19 protein-coding genes are annotated in these 24,223 nt (G+C 65.1%); 8 read left to right on the top strand and 11 right to left on the bottom strand.

Going from position 1 to position 24,223, the window contains the following annotated elements; translation table 11 throughout:
• Positions 1 to 130: 130 nt before the first annotated feature.
• The 3 genes from AXZ77_RS07520 to AXZ77_RS07510 all read left to right on the top strand — a co-directional run bounded on the left by AXZ77_RS07520 (position 131) and on the right by AXZ77_RS07510 (position 1,732).
• Positions 131 to 556 (top strand): excinuclease ABC subunit A, encoded by a 426-nt coding sequence (locus AXZ77_RS07520; RefSeq protein WP_098410665.1) that lies wholly within the window; start codon positions 131 to 133, stop codon positions 554 to 556.
• A gap of 244 nt (positions 557 to 800) precedes the next feature.
• Positions 801 to 1,148 carry a hypothetical protein gene (locus AXZ77_RS07515; protein ID WP_098410664.1) on the top strand — a complete coding sequence of 116 codons (348 nt, stop codon included), beginning with the start codon at positions 801 to 803 and terminating at the stop codon, positions 1,146 to 1,148.
• 140 nt (positions 1,149 to 1,288) lie between these two features.
• The gene (locus AXZ77_RS07510) at positions 1,289 to 1,732 is read left to right on the top strand and encodes a hypothetical protein (RefSeq protein WP_141536242.1); all 444 of its coding nucleotides are present in this window, start codon (positions 1,289 to 1,291) and stop codon (positions 1,730 to 1,732) included.
• Between the two features lie 36 nt (positions 1,733 to 1,768).
• On the opposite strand, the gene uvrA is transcribed toward AXZ77_RS07510, so the two are convergent.
• Positions 1,769 to 4,630, bottom strand: a complete 2,862-nt coding sequence (gene uvrA, locus AXZ77_RS07505; RefSeq protein ID WP_098410662.1) for an excinuclease ABC subunit UvrA — start codon at positions 4,628 to 4,630, stop codon at positions 1,769 to 1,771.
• Positions 4,631 to 4,918: 288 nt separating this feature from the next.
• Here uvrA and AXZ77_RS07500 point away from each other — a divergent pair, with 288 nt between their 5' ends.
• The gene (locus tag AXZ77_RS07500) at positions 4,919 to 5,287 is read left to right on the top strand and encodes a rhodanese-like domain-containing protein (protein WP_098410661.1); all 369 of its coding nucleotides are present in this window, start codon (positions 4,919 to 4,921) and stop codon (positions 5,285 to 5,287) included.
• 131 nt (positions 5,288 to 5,418) lie between these two features.
• On the top strand, positions 5,419 to 6,360 hold the full coding sequence (gene htpX / locus AXZ77_RS07495; protein ID WP_098412468.1) for a zinc metalloprotease HtpX: 942 nt from the start codon (positions 5,419 to 5,421) through the stop codon (positions 6,358 to 6,360).
• Between the two features lie 219 nt (positions 6,361 to 6,579).
• On the opposite strand, the gene lpdA is transcribed toward htpX, so the two are convergent.
• The 5 genes from lpdA to AXZ77_RS07470 all read right to left on the bottom strand — a co-directional run bounded on the left by lpdA (position 6,580) and on the right by AXZ77_RS07470 (position 14,570).
• Entirely contained in the window at positions 6,580 to 7,974 is a 1,395-nt protein-coding gene (gene lpdA / locus AXZ77_RS07490; RefSeq protein WP_078539426.1) for a dihydrolipoyl dehydrogenase, read from the bottom strand.
• Between the two features lie 36 nt (positions 7,975 to 8,010).
• On the bottom strand, positions 8,011 to 8,595 hold the full coding sequence (locus tag AXZ77_RS07485; RefSeq protein WP_098410660.1) for a DUF924 family protein: 585 nt from the start codon (positions 8,593 to 8,595) through the stop codon (positions 8,011 to 8,013).
• Between the two features lie 86 nt (positions 8,596 to 8,681).
• Complete coding sequence (locus AXZ77_RS07480; RefSeq protein WP_098410659.1) at positions 8,682 to 10,019, bottom strand: MFS transporter; 1,338 nt, start codon at positions 10,017 to 10,019, stop codon at positions 8,682 to 8,684.
• 88 nt (positions 10,020 to 10,107) lie between these two features.
• On the bottom strand, positions 10,108 to 11,169 hold the full coding sequence (gene queA, locus AXZ77_RS07475) for a tRNA preQ1(34) S-adenosylmethionine ribosyltransferase-isomerase QueA (RefSeq protein ID WP_078603738.1): 1,062 nt from the start codon (positions 11,167 to 11,169) through the stop codon (positions 10,108 to 10,110).
• An 8-nt stretch (positions 11,170 to 11,177) separates the two neighbouring features.
• Positions 11,178 to 14,570, bottom strand: a complete 3,393-nt coding sequence (locus AXZ77_RS07470) for an AsmA-like C-terminal region-containing protein (RefSeq protein WP_141536241.1) — start codon at positions 14,568 to 14,570, stop codon at positions 11,178 to 11,180.
• Positions 14,571 to 14,749: 179 nt separating this feature from the next.
• On the opposite strand from AXZ77_RS07470, the gene AXZ77_RS07465 reads away from it, so the two are divergent.
• From AXZ77_RS07465 to AXZ77_RS07455, 3 genes are all read left to right on the top strand, one after another.
• Positions 14,750 to 15,253 (top strand): peroxiredoxin, encoded by a 504-nt coding sequence (locus AXZ77_RS07465; RefSeq protein WP_078519316.1) that lies wholly within the window; start codon positions 14,750 to 14,752, stop codon positions 15,251 to 15,253.
• A gap of 364 nt (positions 15,254 to 15,617) precedes the next feature.
• Positions 15,618 to 16,934, top strand: coding sequence for a M23 family metallopeptidase (locus AXZ77_RS07460; protein ID WP_098410657.1), 1,317 nt, complete (start codon positions 15,618 to 15,620; stop codon positions 16,932 to 16,934).
• A complete protein-coding gene (locus AXZ77_RS07455) occupies positions 16,924 to 17,469 on the top strand; it encodes a polymer-forming cytoskeletal protein (protein WP_078519318.1) in 546 nt (181 codons plus the stop codon). The genes AXZ77_RS07460 and AXZ77_RS07455 overlap by 11 nt, the downstream gene beginning before the upstream one ends.
• 321 nt (positions 17,470 to 17,790) lie before the next feature.
• Here the strand turns inward: AXZ77_RS07455 and AXZ77_RS07450 are convergent, their stop codons facing one another.
• The 5 genes from AXZ77_RS07450 to AXZ77_RS07430 form a co-directional block, all read right to left on the bottom strand.
• Positions 17,791 to 19,179: a TRAP transporter large permease gene (locus AXZ77_RS07450; protein WP_098410656.1), complete on the bottom strand. Its 1,389-nt coding sequence runs from the start codon at positions 19,177 to 19,179 to the stop codon at positions 17,791 to 17,793.
• A 3-nt stretch (positions 19,180 to 19,182) separates the two neighbouring features.
• Positions 19,183 to 19,866: a TRAP transporter small permease gene (locus AXZ77_RS07445; protein ID WP_098410655.1), complete on the bottom strand. Its 684-nt coding sequence runs from the start codon at positions 19,864 to 19,866 to the stop codon at positions 19,183 to 19,185.
• A 114-nt stretch (positions 19,867 to 19,980) separates the two neighbouring features.
• Positions 19,981 to 20,991 (bottom strand): TRAP transporter substrate-binding protein, encoded by a 1,011-nt coding sequence (locus AXZ77_RS07440; protein WP_098410654.1) that lies wholly within the window; start codon positions 20,989 to 20,991, stop codon positions 19,981 to 19,983.
• A 220-nt stretch (positions 20,992 to 21,211) separates the two neighbouring features.
• Positions 21,212 to 22,438, bottom strand: coding sequence for a sigma-54 dependent transcriptional regulator (locus tag AXZ77_RS07435; RefSeq protein WP_098410653.1), 1,227 nt, complete (start codon positions 22,436 to 22,438; stop codon positions 21,212 to 21,214).
• Positions 22,435 to 24,183, bottom strand: coding sequence for an ATP-binding protein (locus tag AXZ77_RS07430; protein ID WP_098410652.1), 1,749 nt, complete (start codon positions 24,181 to 24,183; stop codon positions 22,435 to 22,437). The genes AXZ77_RS07435 and AXZ77_RS07430 overlap by 4 nt, the downstream gene beginning before the upstream one ends.
• Positions 24,184 to 24,223 lie beyond the last annotated feature (40 nt).

Below are 24,223 nucleotides of genomic sequence, written 5' to 3'. Positions count from 1 at the left end.
GGACCGCGTGTCTTCGGCGGGGTCTTGCTTGTGAGAAGGTATGGTACGATTCCGCAATGGAACGGCTCGGCAGGTATGGTCATTTATATCCCGAGACGCGCCTGAGGCGCTTATGGAAAGGAGAGGTCACATGAAACGCCTGACCCAGCTTACCCTCGCCGCCGCTCTCGGGGCGAGCCTTCTGCCCGGTGCCGCCCTTGCCGACGGGAATGGCCACGGCAAGTGGAAGAACGACCGCGGCCACGCGGAGCGCAATTACAAGGGCTGCCCGCCGGGGCTGGCCAAGAAGAACAATGGCTGCCGCCCGCCGGGCCTCGCCAAGAAGAGCTATCGCCACGACGACGAGCGTGACGACGCATGGCGGGACGCCGACCACCGCTGGCATCGCGGCGACCGGATCATTGGCGATTACGTCCTGATCCGCGACCCGAATCGCTACGGCCTGAACGACAATCGCACCTACTGGCGTTCGAACGGATACGTCTATCAGGTCGACCGTCAGACCGGTGAAGTGCTCGCATTGATCGGACTCGCGCGTTCGATCCTCGGGAACTGACCGCGCAAACGCAGAAACGGCGTTCAAAATGACGTTACGAAAAGTGAAGACCCGCGCAGGTTTGCGCGGGTCTTTCACATTTTCTGAAACGACCGTTAGAATTTATTTAAGCATTTTCAGCGCCCTAGCGAAACCGCCGGCACACAATCGCACACAAACGCGTGCATAGCGGTAATGCGGAATCTGCAATGGACCTTTTCGCCGCAATGCGGCATTTGGTCCACCAAGACGAAAGGAAAAGCGCATGACTTATCTTCCCCGTATCGCGCTGATCGCGGTGATCGGCGCAGCTCTTACCCCGATGGCAGTTCTCGCAGATGGTCCGATGAGCGCCGCAGGTTCGAAACTCGCATCCAGCGTCTCGGTCGCGAACCAGGCACACGCTGAAAAGCCCTCGGTTCGGAACAATCTTCTGTGGCAGGTTGGCCAGCAGATCACCGAGAACCACGTTCGCCTCCGCCAGCCCGACGCATTCGGCCTGAAGGCTGACGCGACCTACTGGCGCTCGTTTGGCTACATCTACGAAGTCAGCCCCGAGAGCGGCGAAGTGATCGCCCAGATCGGCAAAGCTTCGGACGTCGTCGGCTTCTGAGCCACAGTCCAGATGGAAAGTTACGAACGGGCGGAACCACTCCGCCCGTTTTTTCTTGTCCTCAAAAGCTTGGAGGACAGAAACATGCGTCGATTCTCAATTTCATTGCCCGATGGCATCTGCGTGGCTAGGCTTTCGCGATGAGGATCGTGACACGCCCGCTCGCCCTGATCGCGCTGATCTGCGCCCTGCCCGCCCTCGCCTCCGCCGAAGGATCGGCGCAAGGGGTAGAAGTGATGCGCGGCGGCAAGATCGACATGAACAGCCCGGCGACCGCGAACACCAAGACCGCCGCAAAGGCCGCGCCTGAGTGCAAGACGCTCACGACGGGCGACACGTTCTGCAAGGTCGCCACGACCAACGGAACGGCGCGCTGGGTGCTGCAAGGGCAGATGGAGCCCGAGTTCAGCGTCGGCGACGTCTTCCCGGTCTATCAGCATTCGATGATTATGAACCTGCGCCGCTACGACCTGCCGATCGTGACCGGCGCCTGGCGCTACTACAGAGTACGCGGCGTGATCTACAAAGTCGGCGCGGAAGACCACAAGGTCATGGAAGTCATCGGCCGCACCGCGCGGCGCTGAGCCCGCGGCCATGGTCGAAGTCCTCGGCGCGGCGGATCACTCCGCCGCGACCTTCACTCCCAGCATCTGAGCGAGGTAGTGGCCGGTATGACTGCGCGGATTTTCGGCCACCTGCTCAGGGGTGCCGACCGCCACGATCTCACCGCCGCCGTCGCCGCCCTCGGGGCCGATATCGATGATATGATCGGCAGTCTTGATGACGTCGAGATTGTGCTCGATCACCACGACCGTGTTGCCCTGCTCCACGAGGCTGTGCAGCACCTCTAGCAGTTTTCGAACATCTTCGAAGTGCAGACCGGTCGTCGGTTCGTCCAGAATGTACAAAGTGCGACCTGTCGCGCGTTTCGACAGTTCCTTGGACAGCTTCACCCGCTGCGCCTCGCCGCCCGACAGGGTCGTCGCCTGCTGGCCGACCTTGATATAGCCAAGGCCCACTTCCATCAGCGCATCCATCTTCTCGCGGATCGAAGGCACCGCCTTGAAGAACTCCTGCGCATCCTCGACCGTCATGTCGAGCACATCCGCGATGGACTTGCCCTTATACTGGATCTCCAACGTCTCGCGGTTGTAGCGCTTGCCCTTGCAGGTCTCGCATTCGACGTAGACGTCGGGCAGGAAGTGCATCTCGATCTTGATGACGCCATCGCCTTGACAGGCCTCGCAGCGCCCACCCTTCACGTTGAAGGAGAAGCGCCCCGGCTTGTAGCCACGCGCCTTCGCCTCGGGCAGACCGGCGAACCAGTCGCGGATCGGGGTAAAGGCCCCGGTATAGGTCGCCGGGTTCGAGCGCGGCGTGCGCCCGATCGGGCGCTGGTCGATGTCGATGACCTTGTCGAGATGCTCCAGCCCCTTGATCGTGTCGCAGGGCGCGGGCGTCTGACGCGCGCCGTTGAGCCGCATCGAGGCGGTCTTGAACAGCGTCTCGATGGTGAGCGTGGACTTGCCCCCGCCCGAGACGCCGGTGACGCAGACGAACTTGCCCAGCGGGAACTCGGCCGTGACGTTCTTGAGGTTGTTGCCGGTCGCGCCCACCACCTTGAGCTTCTTCTTGTTGCCCTTGCGCCGTTCCGTCGGCACCGCGATCTCGCGCTTGCCGGACAGATATTGCCCCGTCAGCGAGGCCGCATCGGCGGCGATCTCGTCGGGCGTGCCACGCGCGATGACCTGACCGCCATGAACGCCCGCGCCGGGGCCGATATCGAAGACGTAATCGGCATGGCGGATCGCATCCTCGTCATGCTCGACCACGATCACGGTATTGCCCTGATCGCGCAGGTTTTTCAGCGTCTGGAGCAGGCGGTCATTGTCGCGCTGGTGCAGACCGATCGAGGGCTCGTCGAGCACATAGAGCACGCCCGTCAGCCCCGAGCCGATCTGCGACGCCAGCCTGATCCGCTGGCTCTCACCGCCCGAAAGCGTCCCCGCCGCGCGGCTCATCGTCAGGTAATCGAGGCCCACATTCACGAGGAAACCGAGACGTTCGCGGATTTCCTTGAGGATCGCCGTCGCGATCTCGTTCTTCTGGTGCGACAGGCTGCCCGGCACGGTGGCGACCCAGTCATGGGCCTCCTTGATCGACATCTCGACCACATGGCCCACGTGCTTACCCCCGATCTTCACGGCGAGCGCTTCGGGCCGCAGGCGATAGCCGCCGCAGGCGTGGCAGGGGCGGTTGTTCTGATAGCGCTCCATCTCTTCGCGCGACCAGGCGCTATCGGTCTCGCGGTAGCGGCGCTCCATATTGGGGATGATCCCCTCGAAGGTGCGACTGACCTCGTAGACGCGGCCGCCCTCGTCGAAGCGGAACTTGATCTCCTGATCGCCCGAGCCGCGCAGGAACAGCTCCTGCACATTCTCCGGCAGGTCCTTCCACGGCTTCTTCGGATCGAAGCCGTAATGTTTCGACAGCGCCTCGATCGTCTGGGTGTAATAGGGCGATTTCGTCCGCGCCCAAGGGGCCAGCGCCCCGCCCTGCACCGAAAGCGTCACATCGGGCACCATCAGACGCTCGTCGAAGAACAGCTCGACGCCGAGGCCGTCACAGACCGGACAGGCCCCGAAGGGCGCGTTGAACGAGAACAGGCGCGGCTCGATCTCGGGAATGGTGAAGCCCGACACGGGACAGGCGAAGTTTTCCGAAAACGTCGTGCGTTCTGGTTCGCCCTCGCCTTCGCGCGGGGCGCTCTCGAAGATCGCGATGCCGTCGGCGAGGTCGAGCGCGGTGCGGAAACTGTCCGCCAGCCGCGTCTCCATCCCCTCGCGCACGACGACACGGTCCACGACCACGTCGATGTTGTGGCGGAATTTTTTGTCCAGCGTCGGCGGCTCTTCCAGCTCGTAGAATTCGCCATTGACCTTCACGCGCTGGAAGCCCTGCTTGCGCAGCTCGATGAATTCCTTGCGATATTCGCCTTTGCGGTCGCGCACGATCGGGGCGAGCAGATAGCCGCGCGTCCCCTCCTCCATCTGCATCACGATATCGACCATGTCCTGCACCTGCTGCGCCTCGATCGGCTCGCCGGTGGCAGGCGAATAGGGCGTGCCCGCGCGGGCGTAGAGCAGACGCAGGTAGTCGTAGATTTCGGTCACGGTGCCGACGGTGGAGCGCGGGTTCTTCGACGTGGTCTTCTGCTCGATCGAGATCGCGGGCGACAGGCCCGAGATGTGATCGACATCGGGTTTGCCCATCATGTCGAGGAACTGGCGCGCATAGGCGCTCAGACTTTCGACATAGCGGCGCTGCCCTTCGGCATAGATCGTGTCGAACGCCAGCGAGGATTTCCCGGAGCCCGACAGCCCCGTGATCACCACGAACTGGTCGCGCGGAATATCGACATCCACGCCCTTGAGATTGTGCTCGCGCGCGCCGCGCACTTCGATGAACTTCAGTTCAGCCATCCACGCCCCCTTTATCACCAGCCCTAGATAGGTGTTTCCGGGCGAGTCTCCAATCCAAATCTGCGAACGAAATGTGAACTTTTGACTCTGCGCGGATGTCAGGCGCTTTGCGCGCGCCGCCTGCCCGCCTCGCAGCACGATCAAAATCGTGGCAGATCGGCATTAAATTCCATTTCTTGAATGTATTTTCGCTCCGTTCCGCGCTAATACTCTTGAAAGCCTCCCGGCATTTGCCACATGAGGCGGGAAACGGATCTTTCGGGTCCAGCGAACGCAAGAGGTATTGAGATGCTGAACTTCCTTCGTCCTTCCGGCGGTGGCCGCGTGGAAAAAATCTCGGCGAAAGACGCCGTGGCCAAGGCGAAAGCCGGCGAACTGACCGTCGTCGACGTGCGCGAGGGCATGGAAGTCAAAAGCTCGGGCAAGGCCAAGGGCGCGCTGCATATCCCGCTCGCGACGATCCGCATGAAGGCCGATCCGTCGAGCCCCGAGAAACATCCCAAGCTGGACACGTCGAAGCCGGTCGCTCTGTATTGCGCCTCGGGCGCGCGTTCGGCCGGTGCGGCGCAGATGCTCGCCCAGCTGGGCTACGAGCATGTCTACAACCTCGGCGGTCTGCATGACTGGCACGCGGGCGGTGGCGAGATCGAACGCTGATCGCGCGCTGCATCGCATGATTTTGAAGGGGTCCCGCCGGGGCCCCTTTTGTTTTGCGCGCCCCGCGGAATTGCGCGAGCGCGGCGCGTGCCTATATCGAGACCGAGTGTTTTCGCGTGGAGATGATCACGATGGGATATGCCAAGACTGCGATGCTGATGGCGGCGATGACAGCGCTGTTCATGGGGTTGGGCTACCTGATGGGGGGCGCGACCGGCATGGTGATCGCGCTGATCTTCGCCGCCGGGATGAATGTCTATTCGTGGTGGAATTCGGACAAGATGGTGCTGCGGATGCATAACGCGCATCTGGTGGCGCCGGGCGACCGCGCGGGGCTGAACGCGCTGGTGGGCCAACTGGCGAAGAATGCTGGTCTGCCGATGCCCGCCGTCTACCTGATCGACACGCCGCAGCCCAACGCGTTCGCCACCGGCCGCAACCCCGAGAACGCCGCCGTGGCGGTGACCGCCGGGCTGATGCAGAGCCTATCGCGCGAAGAGCTGTCCGGCGTGATCGCCCACGAGCTGGCCCATATCAAGCACCGCGACACCGCGATCATGACGGTGACGGCAAGCTTCGCCGGTGCGATCTCGATGCTGGCGAATTTCGCCCTGTTCTTCGGCGGCTCACGCGAGCGGATGGGGATCATGGGCACGCTGGCGATGATGTTCCTCGCCCCGATGGCGGCGGCACTGGTGCAGATGGCGATCTCGCGCACCCGCGAATATGCGGCCGACAAGGAAGGCGCTGCGATCTGCGGCAATCCGCTCTGGCTCGCCTCGGCGCTGCAGCGGATCGAGGCGGGCGCGCGCCGGGTCGAGAATGTCGCCGCCGAGCGCAACCCCGCGACCGCGCATATGTTCATCATCAACCCGCTGAGCGGGCATGGCGCGGATAACCTGTTCGCCACCCACCCCTCGACCGAGAACCGCGTGGCCGCGCTGCGCCAGCTGGCGGGCGGTACGGGCGCGCGTCGTGAGCGCGCGGCCCCCGCGCCTGAGGCGGGCGATTGGAGCGGCGCACGCTCGATGCCGAAGGTGCGCCGGAAGGGCAAGAACGGGCCTTGGTCATAACCGGCACGGGGCGACCAGCCCCGGGCCGCGCCCGACCCTCCCCCCGGGAGGGCGCATTGACGATGTCAGCGCAGGCACATCCGACTTGCGGGCTTGCGGGATAAACCGCCCGGCCAAAGGCGACGCGCAGCGCCCACCCGAGGCTCGGGCGCGCCCCTTACCACGCAACGAAAAAGGCCGGGGTCTCCCCCGGCCTTTCGCATCTCTCGGCACATCAGATCAGAAGTGGATCGCGCGCCCGTAAGCGTCGAGCACCGACTCGTGCATCATCTCCGAAAGGGTCGGGTGCGGGAAGACGGTGTTCATCAGGTCTTCCTCGGTGGTCTCGAGCTGACGCCCCACGACATAGCCCTGGATCAGCTCGGTCACTTCCGCGCCGACCATATGCGCGCCCAGCAATTCGCCGGTCTTCGCGTCGAACACGGTCTTCACCAGACCTTCGCTCTCGCCCAGGGCAATCGCCTTGCCGTTGCCGATGAAGGGGAAGCGGCCGACCTTGATGTCGTAGCCCGCCTCTTTCGCCTTGGCTTCGGTCATGCCGACCGAGGCGACCTGCGGCTGGCAATAGGTGCAGCCCGCGATCGAGCCCGGCTTGACCGGATGGGCGTGCTTGCCCGCGATCAGCTCGGCCACCATCACGCCCTCATGGCTCGCCTTGTGGGCCAGCCACGGCGCGCCCGCGATATCGCCGATCGCATAGAGCCCGTCGACGCCGGTGCGGCAGTATTCGTCGGTCACGACATGGGTGCGGTCGACCTTCACGCCCGCCTCTTCAAGGCCCAGGTCCTCGACATTGCCGACGATGCCCACGGCGGAGATCACGGTGTCGACCTCCAGCGTCTCGGTCTTGCCGCCCTTGTCGAGCGTCGCGATGACCTTGTCGGCCTTGCGGTCGAGCTTGGTCACGGTGGTCTTCTCGCGGATCGTCATGCCCTGCTTCTCGAACTGCTTCTTGGCGAATTTCGAGATTTCCTCGTCTTCGACGGGCAGCACGCGATCCATCACCTCGACGACCGTCGTCTCGGCGCCCAGCGTATTGAAGAAGCTGGCGAATTCGATGCCGATCGCGCCGGAGCCGATGACCAGCAGTTTCTTCGGCTCATGCGGCGGGTTGAGCGCGTGCTTGTAGGACCAGACGCGCTTGCCGTCGGCCTCGAGCCCCGGCAGGTTGCGCGCCCGCGCGCCGGTGGCCAGCACGATATTCTTGGCGGTCAACTCTTCGCTACCCTTGTCGGTTTTCACCGAAACCTTGCCCTTGCCGGCCAGTTTCGCGGTGCCCATCACGACATCGACCTTGTTCTTCTTGAGCAGGTGGCCGACGCCGGAGGCGAGTTGCTTGGCCACCCCGCGCGAGCGTTTCACCACCGCGTCGAGGTCATAGCCGAACTTCTCGGCGCTGAGACCGAAATCCTTCGCGCGCTCCATCAGGTGGAACACCTCGGCCGAGCGCAGCAGCGCTTTCGTGGGGATACAGCCCCAGTTCAGGCAGATGCCGCCCAGATGCTCGCGCTCCACGATCGCGACCTTGAGGCCCAGCTGTGCGCCCCGGATGGCGCTGACATAGCCCCCCGGCCCTGCCCCGATCACAATCATGTCGTAGCTTTTCGATGCCATGTCTTCCCTCCGGTCAGAAACTGGTTTGGCATTAAACTATTTTACGGACAGCTTCAACTCATCCGCATCCACAAGCGCCTTGCGGTAGCCGCCCTGTTCCATGAATGCCTGTTCCTCGGGCGTCGTTTCGCGATCTAGCGCAGAATTGCGCCAAGGGAAGCGCCCGAACCGTTCGATCACTGAACGATGTGCGCGCGCATGGCGCAGGTTGTCCTCCGAGCGCCAGCGCTCGGCGAACAGAGTGACCGCCCGGTCCTGATCGGACAGCGCCTCGGAATGCATGAAAGGCAGGTAGAAGAACTGCTGCAGCGGCGGGCCGATCTGCAGGTCGAACCCTTCGGCGATCGCACGTTCGGCATGGCGCCGCGCCATCGGATCGGTCTGAAAGGCGCGCGGGTCTTCGCGGAACATGTTGCGCGGGAACTGGTCGAGCAGCAGCAAAAGCGCCAGCGCGCCCTCCGCGTTACGCTCCCATTCGCTCAGCGCACCTTGCGCGCCCACCTGCCAGAGCGGCGCATAGCGGCGCCGGATCGCGGCGTCGATCTGCTCGCTCGACTGATACCAGTATTTCTCGCCGACCTCGATACGCCAGAAGCGTATAATCTCGTTTGTGCGATCCATGGTGACGGCCCTCCCCTGCCGTGCCTGCCCCGCCTGTCGTCAGATCATGGTAGGGCAAGCAAAGGGGCAGGCAAAGGGGGCTTGCGTCAGCTGGCGGTATCCGTGCGCTTGTCGGCCTCGGAGTGCTCTTCCGCTTCCCCCTCGGCTTCCGCATCTGCCTCGGCTTCCGCTTCGGCTTCGGCCTCCGCTTCCGCCTCTTCCTGAGCGACTTCGAGACGGGCCTCGACCGCAACCGCCGTCGCCGTCGGCGAGAGCAGCGTGTAGGAGCCGGTCTCGTCCGCCGAAGGCGCTTCACGGCGCGTCATCCGCCATGCGGCATAGCCCGCAATCCCGGCACAGAGCACCCCGATATAGAGGAAAAAGCCGCCCGGCCCCATGACGCTCATCAGCCAACCGGTCACCAGCGGCCCCGCCACTGCACCGAGCCCGTTGACGAACATCAGCCCCGCCGAAGCGGACGCCATATCGGAATAATCGAGATAGTCATTCGTATAGGCGATCAGCAGCGAATAAAGCGGGTTGGCCACACCGCCGATCAGCGTCGCGCCGATCAGCAGCACCCAGAAGGGCGGGTTCGTCGCGAAGATCGCAAAGGTAACCACCGCGCCTGCAAGCGCCGCCCACATGATCACGTGGCGCCGGTCCATCCGGTCCGAAGCCCATCCGATGGGATATTGCAAGAAGAGGCCGCCCACATAGATCGCCGCCACGAAGGCCGAAATCTGCTTCACGTTGAGCCCTTCGGCGGTGCCCCAGACCGAGGCCATGCCGAACATCGCCGAGATGATGCCGCCCAGCAGGAAGATCCCCACCATGCCCAGCGGCGAGGCTTCCCAGAGCCGCTTGAAGGTCATGCGCTGGATCGTCTCGAAGCTGGGTGCGGGCGAGGCCGCGAGCAGGATCGGCGTGAAGGACAGCGACACCAGCACCGAGGGGATCACGAAGAGGAGATACCCCGCCGGATCGCCCACGTTGAGCAGCGCCTGCGCCGTGACGATGCCGAACATCTGCATGATCATGTAGAGCGACAGCGCCTGCCCGCGCGTCTCGTTGGTCGAGCCCGCGTTCAGCCAGCTTTCCGCCGTGATATACACGCCCGAGAAGGAGAAGCCGATCAGGACGCGCAGCGCCACCCAGGAGGGCCAGTTCGGAAAGGCGGCATAAAGGACGAGGATCGCCGAGATCAGCGAGCCGAGCGCCGCGAAGACCCGCACATGACCGACGCGCGCGATCATCTCCGGCACCATGCGCGACCCGAACAGGAAGCCCGCGAAATAGGCCGACATGACGAGCGACATGTAGAAGGTGTCGATACCCTCGATCTTGCCGCGGATACCAAGCAGCGTGCCCTGCATCCCGTTGCCGACCATCAAGAGCATGATGCCCAGCAAAAGCGGCCATGTCTGGCGCAGCACTAACAACATGTCTTGGACTCCCGGGGACTGATTTGGATTGCGTCGTGTCGCGGCATCTAGTCCGCAGCGAAGACATTTCCAAGCCCTGAAAGCGACTCTACGGAATTAGAAGCGACGCATCGCCGTAAGAGAAGAAACGATAACCCGTCTTAACCGCATGATCGTAAATTTCGCGTATACGATCTTGGCCCATCAAAGCCGAGACCAGCATCAGCAGGGTCGATTTCGGCAGGTGGAAATTCGTCATCAGCGCGTCGGTGATGCGGAACTCGAAACCGGGATAGATGAAGATGTCGGTGGCGTCGCGGAACGGCACGATATGGCCCTTCGCGCCGCCCTCGGCACGCGCCGCGCTCTCGATCAGGCGCAGCGCGGTGGTGCCCACGGGGATGACGCGGCCGCCCGCCTGTTTGGTCGCGTTGATCTCGGCTGCCGCCTGTTCGCTCACCTCGCCCCATTCGGCATGCATCTTGTGGGTGGTGACATCCTCGACCTTCACCGGCAGAAAGGTGCCCGCGCCGACATGAAGCGTGACTTCGGTGAACTCCACGCCCTTGGCGGCCAGCGCCTCCAGCAGCTCGCGGGTAAAATGCAGGCTGGCCGTGGGCGCCGCGACCGCACCGGAATGGCGTGCGAAGACGGTCTGGTAATCGCGCTTGTCCTCGTCATCGGGGGCGCGCAGCGCCGCGATATAGGGCGGTAGCGGCATCGCGCCCGCCTCAGCCAGCGCCGCGTCGAAATCCTCGCCCGACAGGTTGAAGCTGAGCCGCAGCTGGCCGTTCTCGATCGCCTCGACCCTGGCCGAGAGCGCGTCGGAGAAGACGATCTCCTCTCCCTCCTTCACCTTGCGCAAAGGCTTAGCGAGCGCCGACCATTCGCCGCCCGGTGCGGGCTCCAGAAGCGTCACCTCGACCTTCGCGACCACCTCGCCCTGCGCGCTTTGCCGGGTCCGGGTGCCCGCCAGCCGCGCCGGGATCACCTTGGTATTGTTGAGCACCAGCCGGTCGCCGGGCCGGAAGATGTCGATCAGGTCGCGCACATGGCGGTCATGGATCGCATCGCCCTCGGCCAGCAGCAGCCGCGCCGCATCGCGCGGGCGCGCAGGCCGCGTCGCAATCAGCCCCTCGGGGAGCTCGAAATCGAAATCGTCTAGCTTCATCGTCAGCCTTATTCGCTCAGCACCTTGGGCGGCCCCGCCCGGAACAACTCGCGCAGACCGCCCGGCGCGAGCACCGAGAGCGGATTGATCGAGACCTTCGGCGCATCGGAGCTTCCGCGCAGCGAGTAGTTGAACCCGAAGAGGCCCTCGCCTTGCTTGGAGATGACCTGACCGATCCCGTTCACGAGATAGAAAGGCGAGATCACGCCCTTCATGTTCAGCGTCTTCGATTGCGGGTAATAGTTGCCCGTCATCGTCACCCCCATAGAGGCCCCCACGGCGGCGCCCCGTGTGACACTCACCCCGTTGGGCGTCAAGCGGAAGGCGCCTTCGACGGAGCTGAACAGGATGCCCTCGCCGCCGAGCTGCTCCAGCAGGCCCACACCCGAGGCCGCCGAGAGAAGCGAGGCCAGAACCGGCGCGTCCTTCACCCGCAGGTTCGCGACCGTGAGCTTGCCGTCATAGCTTTTCTGCCCAAGCGGGGTCAGCACCAACGCGCCCTGCCCGCCGCGGGCCTTGGTGAAAATCCCGGTCGCCGCCAGCGCGCGGCCTGCGTCGCGGGTTTGCGCGCGCACCGCGACGCGCCCGCCCGCCGCCGGGATCACCGTGCCGTCGATCGGCGCGCTGCCGTTGAGCTGCCCCTGGAACCGGCCCGAGAGGCCACCGCGCGTGCTGAAATCGCCCCGGAAGCCTGTCAGCGCGATGCCATCCGTGATCTGCAGCCGGTCGAGCGACGCGCTGATCGCCGTGCCGGCACCGCCCGCGCTGCCCCCCGCACCGCCGCCCAAATCGGCCTTGGCGAGGTCCAGCCTGCCCGAGGTGACATTCACCTTCGGCGGGCGCGCTTTGCCCTGTCCGACCAGATCGACGCTGCCGGAGAACCAGTTGCCGACGCTCAGGCTCGAGAACCGCGCCCGGTTCAGCCCGCCGCCCTTGTTCAAGGTGATGTCGCCCTGCGTCTTCAGCCCCGCCGCGCTCAGCGACAGGCTGTCGACCTGTGGCGGCGCGCCGAGCGTGCCGGACATTTTCAGATCGCCCGCGCTGCCCGGCGCCTTGCTCCAGCCGATTTCCGGGATAGACAGGCGTATCCCGTTCAGCGCGCTCGCGAAGGTGAACCGCGTCGGTTGATCCTTGCGCAGCTCGAGCGCGATACGGCCCTTGCACGAGCCGCGCACCATGCCGTTGGGCAGCGCGATCCCCAGCCGGTCGAGCCCATCGGGGCTGACATCGACCGTGCCCGCGACCTCCGAACGCCCCTTGTTCTCCGGCCCGAATTTCTGCGTCCAGGCAGCATCGAACCCGACACCGGACAGAGTGCCCTTGCCCGAGATCGTCATCCCTTTGGGATCGGCCTTCAGCGTCAGCAAATCGGCCCGCAGCGGTCGGTCGGGCACCAGCGTGTCGCTTTTCACCTCGGTCAGCCGGGCGGTCACGTCGAAATCGATCTCGTCCTGCGGCACCTTGGGCTTCAGCGGCAAGCGGATCACCGAGCGCGCCTCGGCCCAGCCCTGCGCCACATCGGTGCTCATGCCCGCCTTGCTGAGAAACTCGAATGGCGGCTGGTCGAGCAGCGACAGAGCCGCCGGGATCGGCGAGCGCGTCATCAGCGTGACCTTCGCCGGGGCGGGTTTGATGCGGATATCGGGCACGATGAGCGACGAGCCCGTTACCTCGATCCGGCCGCCCGACGGCGCGGTCACATGCCCCTCCTCGACCTTGAGCGCCTGTCGCGTATCGATGATCGTCGCAAAACCTCGGCCCTGCTGCACGGGCGGCAGGGTCTTGATGATCCGCACATCCGCGCCCCGGAACTCGTAGCCGAGCGCCAGTTTCGGCTGCGCGCCCGGCACGAGCCGCAGCGCCACGCGGGCATTGCGCAGCTGGCCCGTGGTCACGTTCTTCTCGAGCCATTCGCGGGTCTTTGGCACCACCGCGGGCGGCCAGAGCGCGAGCAGCTTGGTCTGGTCGATCTGGTCGATCCCGGCATCGAGCGCGACTTTCCAGCCGTCCTTCTCGGCGCTGACCTTGCCGCGCGCCGAGATCGTCGTGTCGCCCTGATCGTTGAGTTCCAACTGGCCGATATCGATGCGGAACGGATCGAGGTTCAGCCGGAAATCGACCGCGCCTTGCGCGAATTGCACCGGGCTCTCGAACAGCCCCGCCGGATCGAGCTGCAGATCGGAAATCGCGATCTGGCCGAGGATCTTCTGCGGCACCCCGCCTTCGAGATCGCGCAGATAGGTGTGGCCCGCCGCCTTCAGGCGCAGCGCCCGGCTGTTGAGCGAAAGCGTCGAGACCTCCACCCGCTGCCGTTTCGGGTCGTAGTTGAGATAGAGCTTGCCGTTCTCGATCGGGATCGGGTTCACGCCCTCATTGGGCCGGATCGCGCCGCGCCCGATCTCGAGCATCGCGTTCATCCCGGTCAGCTCGCCCTTGTCGTTGAGCCCCGAGCGCAGCGCCCCAGAGATCGGCGCATCGAGCACGCCGAGCGCCGCGAGCGCCGGGGCCTGGACCGCCAGATCGCGCGCCGGAAGCGCGGTCACGGCGGCCCCGAAACTGGCTTCGCGGCTGGCTTTCTGCGTGGTCATCGACAGCGCGACCTGCGCCGGTTTCGTCTGCCCGCTGCCCAGATCGAACCCCAGCGCGACCGAGATTTCACTGTCGCTTTGGGTCAGCTTGAAGCGGCCATCGGTGACCTTCCAGAGCCGGTCGAGCCGCTCGTCCATCAGCCGGATCTGCAGGTCTTCGGCGCTGATCTGCTGCAACCGGGACAGCGCCGGAACTTCAATGGTTTTCTCAAAGGCTTCAATGAGATCGGAGGCGTTGTTCAAGTCGATATTGGCGAAACGATTGCCGCCGAAATCGAGATCCAGATTGCCGTCGGGCAGACGATGCAGCGACAGGCTCGCCCCGCGCAACCGAAACGAGCGCGGCTCCACCCGCCCGCGCAGCAAAGGCTCCGCCCAGAGCGTCATACGCAGTTCCGGCAGGACCGCGATCGGCAGGCCCGAGGGCCGCTCCAGCCGCACCGTGTTCAGGCGGATCCGGGGGCGGATGCCGTCGTCGATGTAAAGATCGATCCCACCGGACAGCCGGACCCGCATCTGGCCTTGCAAGGCGTCATTGGCGCGGGTCTCGATGCGCGAGACGATCCATTGCGGCACGGCGACCGCGCGATGGGTGATGACGAGAAAGGCGCCGGCAGCCACGACCCCGAGAAACAGGAAGCTGAGAACAAGGAGCAGACCGGTGCGGGCACGGCGGCCGCGGCTCACCGGGGTCGCTGCCCCGGGCTGGGTCTCGGCCTCGGATTTGGGCGTCTCGGCATCGCTCAACGACGCCTCGCCCGCCCTCTCGGGCGTGCCGGACGTTTCGCGACTATCGGGACGCTGTCTCTCCATACCGTTCGTCTTGCGCCCGTTGGATCGGGGCTTTTTCTCCCTCGGCGGCGGCGCGTGCCGACCCCGTCTCGTTTGCCGGGCCCACCGCGCGCGGTCTTGCCCGGGTCTCCTGCCTCGTGGTTAAGTCTCGCGCAAGCGGGCGCGGAAAGTAAGCCCCGAAACTGCAAGGAGGTTCCCCAATGATCGAGACAGGCGAAAAAGCGCCGGAGTTCACCCTTCCCGCCACGGGCGGCAAGAGCTTCGAAACGCTCGGAAATCCGATCACGGAAGACGGAAATCTGACGCTGTCGGCCTTCGCGGGCCGTCCGGTCGTGCTGTATTTCTACCCCAAGGACAACACGCCCGGCTGCACCACCGAGGCGTTGGATTTCACCCGGCTCGCCCCGGATTTCGCCGAGGCCGGCGTGGTCGTCATCGGCATTTCGAAAGACAGCCTGAAGAAGCACGAGAATTTCTGCGCCAAGCATGATCTGGGCATCTACCTCGCCTCGGATGATGGCGGCGAGACCTGCGAAAGCTATGGGGTGTGGGCAGAAAAATCCATGTATGGCAAAACCTTCTGGGGCATTGTTCGTGCAACCTTCCTGATCGGCGCGGACGGCAATGTCGCGCGGGTCTGGCCGAAGGTGAAAGTCAAAGGCCACGCCGAAGAGGTGCTCGAAGCGGCCCGCGACCTGGGCTGACCCGCTACGCGGGCGCAGCGCCCCGCATGACACCCCGGCGGGCGACAGATGTCGCACCGCGGGGGCGTTGTGTGGCGCGCGCCCGGCGGCAAGCGCGGATCACACCAACGTGACGCAGGCATGACCGGCGGGACCGAAACCGCCGGACAACGCGGCCTTTTGGGCAGAAAACCGCTCATACCGCGCGCGCGAGGGAACCGTGACCGAATGTGCAGGGGAAAGAGGTTGCCGGGACCTGCCCCCCTTGGTAATCCCTTGGCTCGAGGGCGGAGGACTTATCCACAAGCAGGACGGGTGCGCCGCCGCAAGTGACGTGCGGCCCCGTGGCCGCGCTTGATCCGAAACAAACACAGGACCGACCGGCTTGCCTAGACGCATTCTCGACCGCCTGAACACCCGTCTCGAGCGCATCCTGCCCGAACAGCGGCTGTTTCTGAAATCAGACAGCGCCACGCGGTTCGTCCGACTGCGCCCCCTCACCCAAGCGAGTGTACTGGCGATCGGCGCAGGCGTGTTCGTGTGGTCGATGGCCGCGACCTCGATGCTCTTCATCGACGGGATTTCCTCGGGCGGGGCCGAGCAGAACGACAAGGTCGCGAAACTCGCCTTCGAGCGCCGCCTCGACGCGCTCTCGCAAGAGCGCGACGCCCGTGCCGCCGAAGCCCTTGCCGCACAGGACCGCTTCCAGACCGCCCTCGAGCAGGTCTCGAAGATGCAATCCACGCTGCTCGCCTCGGAAGAGCGCAAGCGCGAGCTGGAAACCGGGATCGGCGTGATCCAGGCCACCCTGCGCCGCACCATGGACGAGCGCGACAAAGCCCGGCTCGCCTTGGCGAAAGCCGAGGGCAATGGCCCCGATGCGGGTCCGACCCCGGTCGCGCGCGCCGAGGATATGGAGAAGACGGTCGATATGCTGTCCACCGCGCTCGGCGAGACCGCGAAGGAACGCGACACCGCCGACGCCAACGCCAAGACGGCGCAGCTGCAGATGGACAAGATCGCGCTGCAGAAGCGGCTCATGGAGCAGCGCAACGACGAGATTTTCACCACGCTCGAAGGGGCTGTGAAAATCTCGATGGAGCCGCTCGACAAGGTCTTCAAACAGGCCGGCATGGACCCCGACCACGTCCTCAAGGAGATCAAGCGGGGCTATTCGGGCACCGGCGGGCCGCTCTCGCCGATCTCGCTCTCGACCAAGGGCACCGCCGATCTCGATGGCGACACCGCGCGCGCCGAGAACATCCTGCGCAAGCTCGACGAGATGAACATGTATCGCATCGCCGTCGACAAGCTGCCCTTCTCGATGCCGGTGAAGGCGCATTTCCGCTTCTCGTCGCCCTTCGGCTGGCGCTGGGGCCGGATGCATGAGGGCGTCGATATGGCCGCCCCGATCGGCACCAAGGTCTACGCGCCCGCCGACGGTGTCGTGATCGCCGCCGAACGCGAACGCGGCTACGGCAATATCGTCAAGATCCGCCACGAGTTCGGCATCACCACCCGCTACGGCCACCTCAACAAATTCCACGTGAAAGTCGGGCAAAAAGTGTCGCAAGGCGAGTGGATTGCTGATATGGGCAATACCGGACACTCCACGGGACCGCATCTGCACTACGAGATCCGGCTCGGAGGCAAGCCAATTAACCCGATGACCTTCATCAAGGCTGGTAAGAATGTTTTCTAAATCGAAAATCCATGAACCGGGCCCCAAGGCCGACGGCGACAAGCCCAAAACCGGTGAGAGCTCGACCGCTCCGAGCCGCCCGACGTCCAGCTCGAGCGACTACACGCCGAGCGCCGCGCCGCGCTCGAAGCCCGCGCCCTCGGTTCTCTCCTCGGACCTGACCATCACTGGCAACGTCAAGACGACCGGCGACATCCAGATCGAAGGCACCGTCGAAGGCGACATCCGCGCCCATCTGCTGACCGTCGGCGAAAGCGCCACGATCAAGGGTGAGATCATGGCGGACGACGTCGTGGTCAACGGCCGCGTCGTGGGCCGTGTGCGCGGCCTGAAGGTGCGCCTGACCTCGACCGCACGCGTCGAAGGCGACATCATCCACAAGACCATCGCGATCGAGAGCGGTGCGCATTTCGAAGGTTCGGTGCAGCGTCAGGACGACCCGCTGCAGACCGGTCAGGGCACGCGGAAACTCGCGCCCCCGGCCTCCGAGACCGCCGCCGCGGCACCGGCGCCGACGGGATCGGAACAGAAATAAAATCAGGCGATAGCCAGAGCAGGAGGGGCGGCCGATCGGGTCGCCCTTTTATTTTGCGCCGGTGCCATGTCCCGAGCGGGCAACAGGGGCGCTGCCCCTCTTCGCTTGCGCGAATTCACCCCGGGATATTTCGGCCAAGCCGAAAGAATTTCCCGTGTTTTCGCCTTGGTGGAAATATCCCGGGGGGCGCGCGCAGCGCGGGGGGCAGAGCCCCCCAGACCTGCCCCCATAGAAAAGCGCGCCGCGTGGGAGTGCCACGGGCGCGCCAGGTCAGAATGGCGGGGCGATCGGGCCGGGTTCGGCCCCTGCGCCCCGCGCGGTTTATTTCACGACCGTCTCCGGCCCCATCGCCATCGTCGGCAACCAAGTCGACAGGAATGGCACATAGGTGACAAGGATCAGGAAGACGAAGAGCACGGCGAGGAAGGGCGCTGCCGCTTTCACGACCCGCATGATCGGCATCCCCGCCACCCCGGAGGTCACGAAGAGGTTCAGCCCCACCGGTGGCGTGATCATCCCGATCTCCATGTTCACCACCATGATGATGCCGAGATGGATCGGATCGACGCCCAGCTCGATCGCGATCGGGAAGACCAGCGGCGCGACGATCAGGATCAGGCCCGAGGGCTCCATGAACTGACCGCCGATCAGCAGGATGATGTTGACGATCACGAGGAACATGATCTTGCCCAGACCCGCGCCGAGCAGGGCCTCGGTGATCTTCTGCGGGATCTGCTCGTCGGTCAGCACGTGCTTGAGGATCAGCGCATTGGCGATGATGAACATCAGCGTGATGGTCAGCTTGCCCGCCTCGAACAGCGTGTCGCGCGTGCCCTTGTGCCAGACGGCGGTGATCAGCGCCTGCGGCTTTTGCCAGAGCGCGATCTTCTTCTCGCCCTGATCGAGCGGGCCCATGTCGCGATAGATGAAGTTCGCGACGAACCACGCATAGACGGCGGCGACGGCGGCGGCCTCGGTGGGGGTGAAGATGCCGCCCGTGATGCCGGGGATGCCGTAGAGGCCGACCATGATGATCGCGATCAGCATCAGGCCCCAGAACGCGTCGATGAAGCTCGCGGCGACCTCGCCCCAGCCCTGCCACTCGCCTTTCGGCAGGTTGCGCTTGATCGCGAAGAACAGGATCGTGGCCATCAGCATGACGCCCGCCATCAGGCCCGGAATGACGCCCGCGAGGAACATCCGGCCCACCGACACGTCGGTCGCCGAAGCATAGACCACCATCACGATCGACGGCGGGATCAGGATGCCGAGCGTGCCGGCGTTACAGATCACGCCGGCGGCGAAATCCTTCGAGTAGCCCACCTGACGCATCGCCGCGATGACGATGGAGCCGATGGCGACCACGGTCGCGGGCGACGAGCCCGAGAGCGCGGCAAACAGCATACAGGCGAAGACGCCCGCGATGGCCAGACCGCCCGGCAGGTGGCCGACCACGGCGATGGCGAAGCGGATGATGCGCTGCGCCACACCGCCCGTCGACATGAAGCTCGAGGCGAGGATGAAGAACGGGATCGCCAGCAGCGTCGCGTGATTGTCCATCGCGTCGTAGAGCGACTGCGCGATGGAGGCCAGCGAGGCGTCCGAGAAGATCAGCAGGAACAGCGTCGACGCGAGACCCAGAGAGACCGCGATCGGCACGCCGATCAGCATGAAGCCGATCACCATCACGAAAAGGAACAGGATATCCATGCCTCAGTCACCCTTGTTGATATGGGCCACATCGGCCACTTGGTCTTCGGCTTCATGGCTCACGATCAGCGCCGAACGCTTACCCACGGCGACGCCGATTGCCGCCTGCACGAAGCGGATCAGCAGAAGCGTCACGCCGATCGGCAGGATCACGTAAGGGATGAAGCGCGGCAGCTTGTCATAGGCCTCGCCCATGTTGAACCGGTCGCCCAGCCAGACGGCGAGCCAGTCCGCGATCGGCACCTGATCGGTCTCGTAGAAGGCGCGGTCGCGGGTGTCCTGAAAGCCCGTCGGGAACCAGCGGCCCGAGGTCTGATCGAAGCCCGCGAAGGGGGCCCAGTAATCCCATGCGCCTTTCAGGAGCAGCACCGCGTAGAGAATGCACAAGCCGGCGGCCACGAGGCCCAACGCCTTGCGCGGGCCGGGGCGCAGCATGTTGATGATGGCGTCGACGCCCAGATGCGCAGTCACCTTGACCGCGTAGCTCATGCCCAGCAGCACCAGCCATGCGAAAAGGATCAGTGTCGTCTCAAGCCCCCAGATCAGCGAGGAGTTGAAGACATAGCGCAGGACGACATTGACGAAGGTGATCACGGTCATCGTGCCGAGGATCAACGCGATCAGCGTCTCCTCCAGATTATGGATCGCCCGCGAAAACCCGTTGCGCGGCTCATAGCGCTGGCTCATGGCTCACTCCTGCCTCAGATCGAGAGGTGAAAGGGGCGCGCGCGGGTGATTTAGGGGGCCGCGCGCACCGAGAGATCGGGCGACAGGTGGGGTCTGTCGCCCGTCCGTTCCGGATCAGTGCTTGGCGTTGATCGCCTGCGCTGCGTCGATGTTTTCCTGACCGACGTCATCCTTGAACTGGTCCCAGACCGGTTTCATCGCATCGACCCATTGCTGGCGCTGCTCGGGCGTCAGTTCGCGGATCGTCGCGCCGGCATCGAGGATCGCCTGACGGTTTTCCTCGTTCACCTGGTTGATCGCGGCGTTACGCTCTTTGGTGACCTCGTCGAGGATCGACTTGATCTCGTCGCGCATCGCCGGGTCGAGGCTGTCCCACCAATCGACCGAGGTCACGACCATGTAGTCGAGCAGACCGTGGTTGGTCTCGGTGATACCGTCCTGCACTTCGTAGAACTTCTGACCGTAGATATTCGACCAGGTGTTTTCCTGCCCGTCCACAACGCCGGTCTGCAGCGCACCGTAGACTTCCGAGAAGGCCATCGGCTGCGGCGAGGCGTCGAGCGCTTCCATCTGCGCGATCAGCACGTCGGAGGGCTGCACGCGGAACTTCAGGCCCTTGGCGTCGCCCGGCACCAGCAGCGGTTTGTTGGCCGAGAACTGCTTGAGACCATTATGCCAGAAATCGAGGCCCAGCAGACCGCGACGCACCATCGCCTCTTTCATGTTCTGGCCGATGTCGGAATTCTGGAATTCGTCGACGGCGGCCATGTTCTTGAACATGAAGGGCAGATCGAAGATGCGGTACTTCTTGGTGAAGGTCTCGAATTTCGAGAGCGAGGGCGCGGCCATCTGCACGTCGCCCTGCAGCATCGCCTCGAGCACCTGGTCATCGTTGTAGAGGGTCGAGTTCGGGTAGACCTCGACGCAGGCCTTGCCGTCCATCTGTTCGTTCACGCGCTTGGCGAACAGGGCCGCTGCGATCCCTTTCGGGTGCTTGTCGGTATTGGTGACGTGGCTGAACTTGATGACCATTTCGCCTTCGTCGCAGTCCGTCGGATCGGCCATAGCGACCGAGGCCGAAGCCATGAGGGCGAGCGCCGAAACGGCGGCGGTAAATTTCTTCATAATGTCCTCCCGGAATTCATGTCACGCCGGTCCTCCCCGGCATTGGGGTCAGCAGAAAGCCGCCGAGAGATGCGATCAACTGTTTCGTGAGAGTTATGTGACGAAGGCACATAGCTACTCTAAATCAATAACTTACGGGAAAAACTTCATCACGAGGCGGAAAACCATGTGCGAAAACCCGCACAGTTCGAACCGGCTCAGTGCGAATCCTCGCCCGCCGTTAGTCCCGATAATCCTCGGGCCGCAGCCCGTGGCGCGCGAGCTTGTCGTAGAAGGTCTTGCGCGGCAGTTTCAGCGCCGACGCGGCTTCCGTCGCATTGCCGCCCGCGCGGGTCAGCGCCTCGGCCAGCAGCGACTTCTCCACCGCCGCCATGCGCTCTGACAGGCCCAGTTCTTCCGGCGGCTCTCCCGCCTCCAGCCCCATCGCGAAGCGCATCGCCTCGGACATCAGCGCGCGGGCATTGCCGGGCCAGTCGCGCGCCATCAGCTGCGCGGTCATCTCGGGCGGGATTTCGGGGGCGCGCAGATTGGCCTGTTCGCAGGCGGTGGCGACGTAATGGCGAAACAGCGCGGGAATATCCTCGGGGCGCTCCGACAGCGAGGGGATGCGCACCTTCAGCGCCTCCAGCCGCCAGTAGAGATCGGGGTGGAAGCGCCCGGCCCGCGCCTCGCCCGGCAGGTCGCGATAGGTGCCCGCGATCAGGCGCGTGGCGGGCCGGGTTTCCAAAAGCTCGATCAGCGCGAATTGCGCGGGGCGCGGCAGGTCGGCCACTTCGTCAAGGTAGAGCGTCCCGCCCTCGGCCTGCGCGAAGCCTGCCTCCAGCCCCTCCACGTCGAGGCCCGCCGCGGCGAGCTTCACGAAGGGACGCCGCGCATTGGTCGAGAGCAGGTGGATCACCTCGGCGAGCTTGGAATTGCCCGCCCCCGGCGCGCCGGTGATCAGCACCTCGGCGCCCGAGCGCGCGGCGCGCCGGGCGGCCTCGCGCAAGCCCTCCGCCACCGGAGAGCTACCGACCAACATCCGCGCCGCCGCGTCGCCGCGCTTTCCGGCGGCCCGCGAGAAGCGCGCCTCCATCACCCGCGCGCGGGTTTCCAGCGCCTTCTCGACAACGGCCAGCAAGTCTTTCCCCGTGCAGGGCTTTTCCAGAAAATCGAACGCCCCCGACGCCATTGCGCGCACTGCCATCGGCACATCGGCCTCGCCGGTCAGCAGCACCACGGGCAGCTCCGCATCGGCCTTCTGCACGAGGTCCAGCAGCGCGAACCCGTCCTTTCCCGGCATCCGGATATCGGTGACGACGATCCCCTCGAACTCGGTCGAGATATGGTCCTTCGCCTCGATATAGCTGCCCGCGAGCGTCGGCTTCAGCCCCGCCAGTTCCAGCGTCTGGCCCAGCGCCTCGCGCACCGCGCGGTCGTCATCGACAAAGAGAACCCGGCGCATCATGTCTCCACCTCGATCGGTTTGGGTTGGGCCGTGGCTTCACGCAGCTCGATGGTGAAACGCGCGCCGCCGCCGGGCGCGTTCTCGCCCCGCAGGGTGCCGCCGAACCCTTGCACCAGCCCGTAAGAGATCGAGAGGCCGAGGCCAAGCCCCTCCGCCGATCCCGCCTCCTTGGTCGAGTAGAATGGATCGAAGATACGGTCCGGATCGGCGATGCCCGGCCCGGTGTCGCGCAGGCTGAGGCGGATCATGCCTTCCGCGCGCGCCATGCGGATGGTCAGGCGGCGCTCGGGTTGGCCTTCCATCGCCTCGATCGCGTTCGAGATCAGGTTGATGACGACCTGGCTCAGCCGCACCTCGCCGCCCATTACGATGGCGGGGAAGTCGGGGCGCTGCCAGTCCACGGAGACCCCCGCGCGCCGCAGTCGCTCGTCGAGCATCTCCAGCGCGCTCTCCACCACCGCCGCGAGACCGACGCGGGTCGCGGGTTCGCTTTCTTGTCGCGCAAAGGCGCGCAGATTGCGGATGATGCGCGCCATGCGATGCGCCATCGCGCCGATCTTGCCCAGCGTCTCGCCCGCCTCCTCGGCCCGCCCCCTATCCAACAGCAGTTCGGCATTCTCGGCATAGGACGAGATCGCCATCAGCGGCTGGTTCAGCTCGTGACTGATCCCCGCCGACATCTGGCCCAGCGCGGACAGCTTGCCCGCCTGCACGAGTTCAGCCTGCGTGCGCCGCAATTCCTCGTTCGCGGTGGACAGTTCCGCCGTGCGCTCCGCCACGCGGGCCTCCAGCGCGGCATTGGCTTCCGCCAGCGCGCGCCTGCGCTCCCACAATGCGAAGATCACCGCCCCCACGGCCAGAAACCCCGCCGCCGTCGAGAGCGCCGCAAGCCGCGCCGCGCGCAGCACCGGATCGGCGGCAGCGAGCGCATGGCCCTCCATCTCGATCACCGGCAGCGCGCGCGAGACGTCCAAGGCGGGACCGGCAAGCGAGCCGTCGCCCGAGACCAGCAGATACCCCGCAAGGTTGCGTTCGCGCAGGCGCAACTCCCCGGAAAGCGCCCCCGCCGGATAGGTCGCGGGATCGGGTTTCGCACCCGGTTCCGACAGCAGCACCAGATCTCTGCGGTTGGTCAGAAAACTCACGCCGCTTTCATCGGTGAACCAGACCGGCACCGGGTTGCCGCGCCCCTCGGCCTCGACATCCTCAGCATTCAGCCGCAGCAGCACGATCCCCGCGACACGGCCGCCCGAGGCAAAGACAGGGGCTGCGAAGACGAACAGCCGATCGCCGGTATCGGGGTCCACGAAATGCTCGGAGCCGGTCGCGCCTTGCGCCGCCCGCGCCAGCGCCCGGTTCATCGTGACCCGGTCAGGGCTATCCGCCGGGCCCGCCAGCACCGTACCCCCCGGCGCGATCAGCCAGATGTCGCGCGCGCCCGCATGATCGGCGAGGCGCTGAAGCGTCAGGCTCACCGCCGCATCGCGCCAAGTGCCGACGGCCTTGCCCCCTTCGGCGAAACGCGCCGCCAGCGCCACGACGTCGGGATGATCGGCCGCCAGCACCGCCACCTCGCGAAACTGCAAAAGTGCTGCCACCAGACGATCCGACGCCAGCCGCAGATCGGACTGCCCCTGCGCTTCGATCCGCGCCAGACCCTCGCGTGCAGAGACCCGCCACACCCCGATAGAGGCGGCGAGCGTCAGCGCGATCCAGATCAGCAATATGGCGACACGGCCCAGCATCAGCACTCTCCTACCCCTTTCCTTGCGCCTACTGCGCGGC

It is taken from the genome of Thioclava sp. ES.031 (assembly GCF_002563775.1).
Classification (GTDB): Bacteria; Pseudomonadota; Alphaproteobacteria; order Rhodobacterales; family Rhodobacteraceae; genus Thioclava.
The sequence above is the reverse complement of the archived record's forward strand: the minus strand, read 5'-3'. Positions and strand labels throughout refer to the sequence as shown.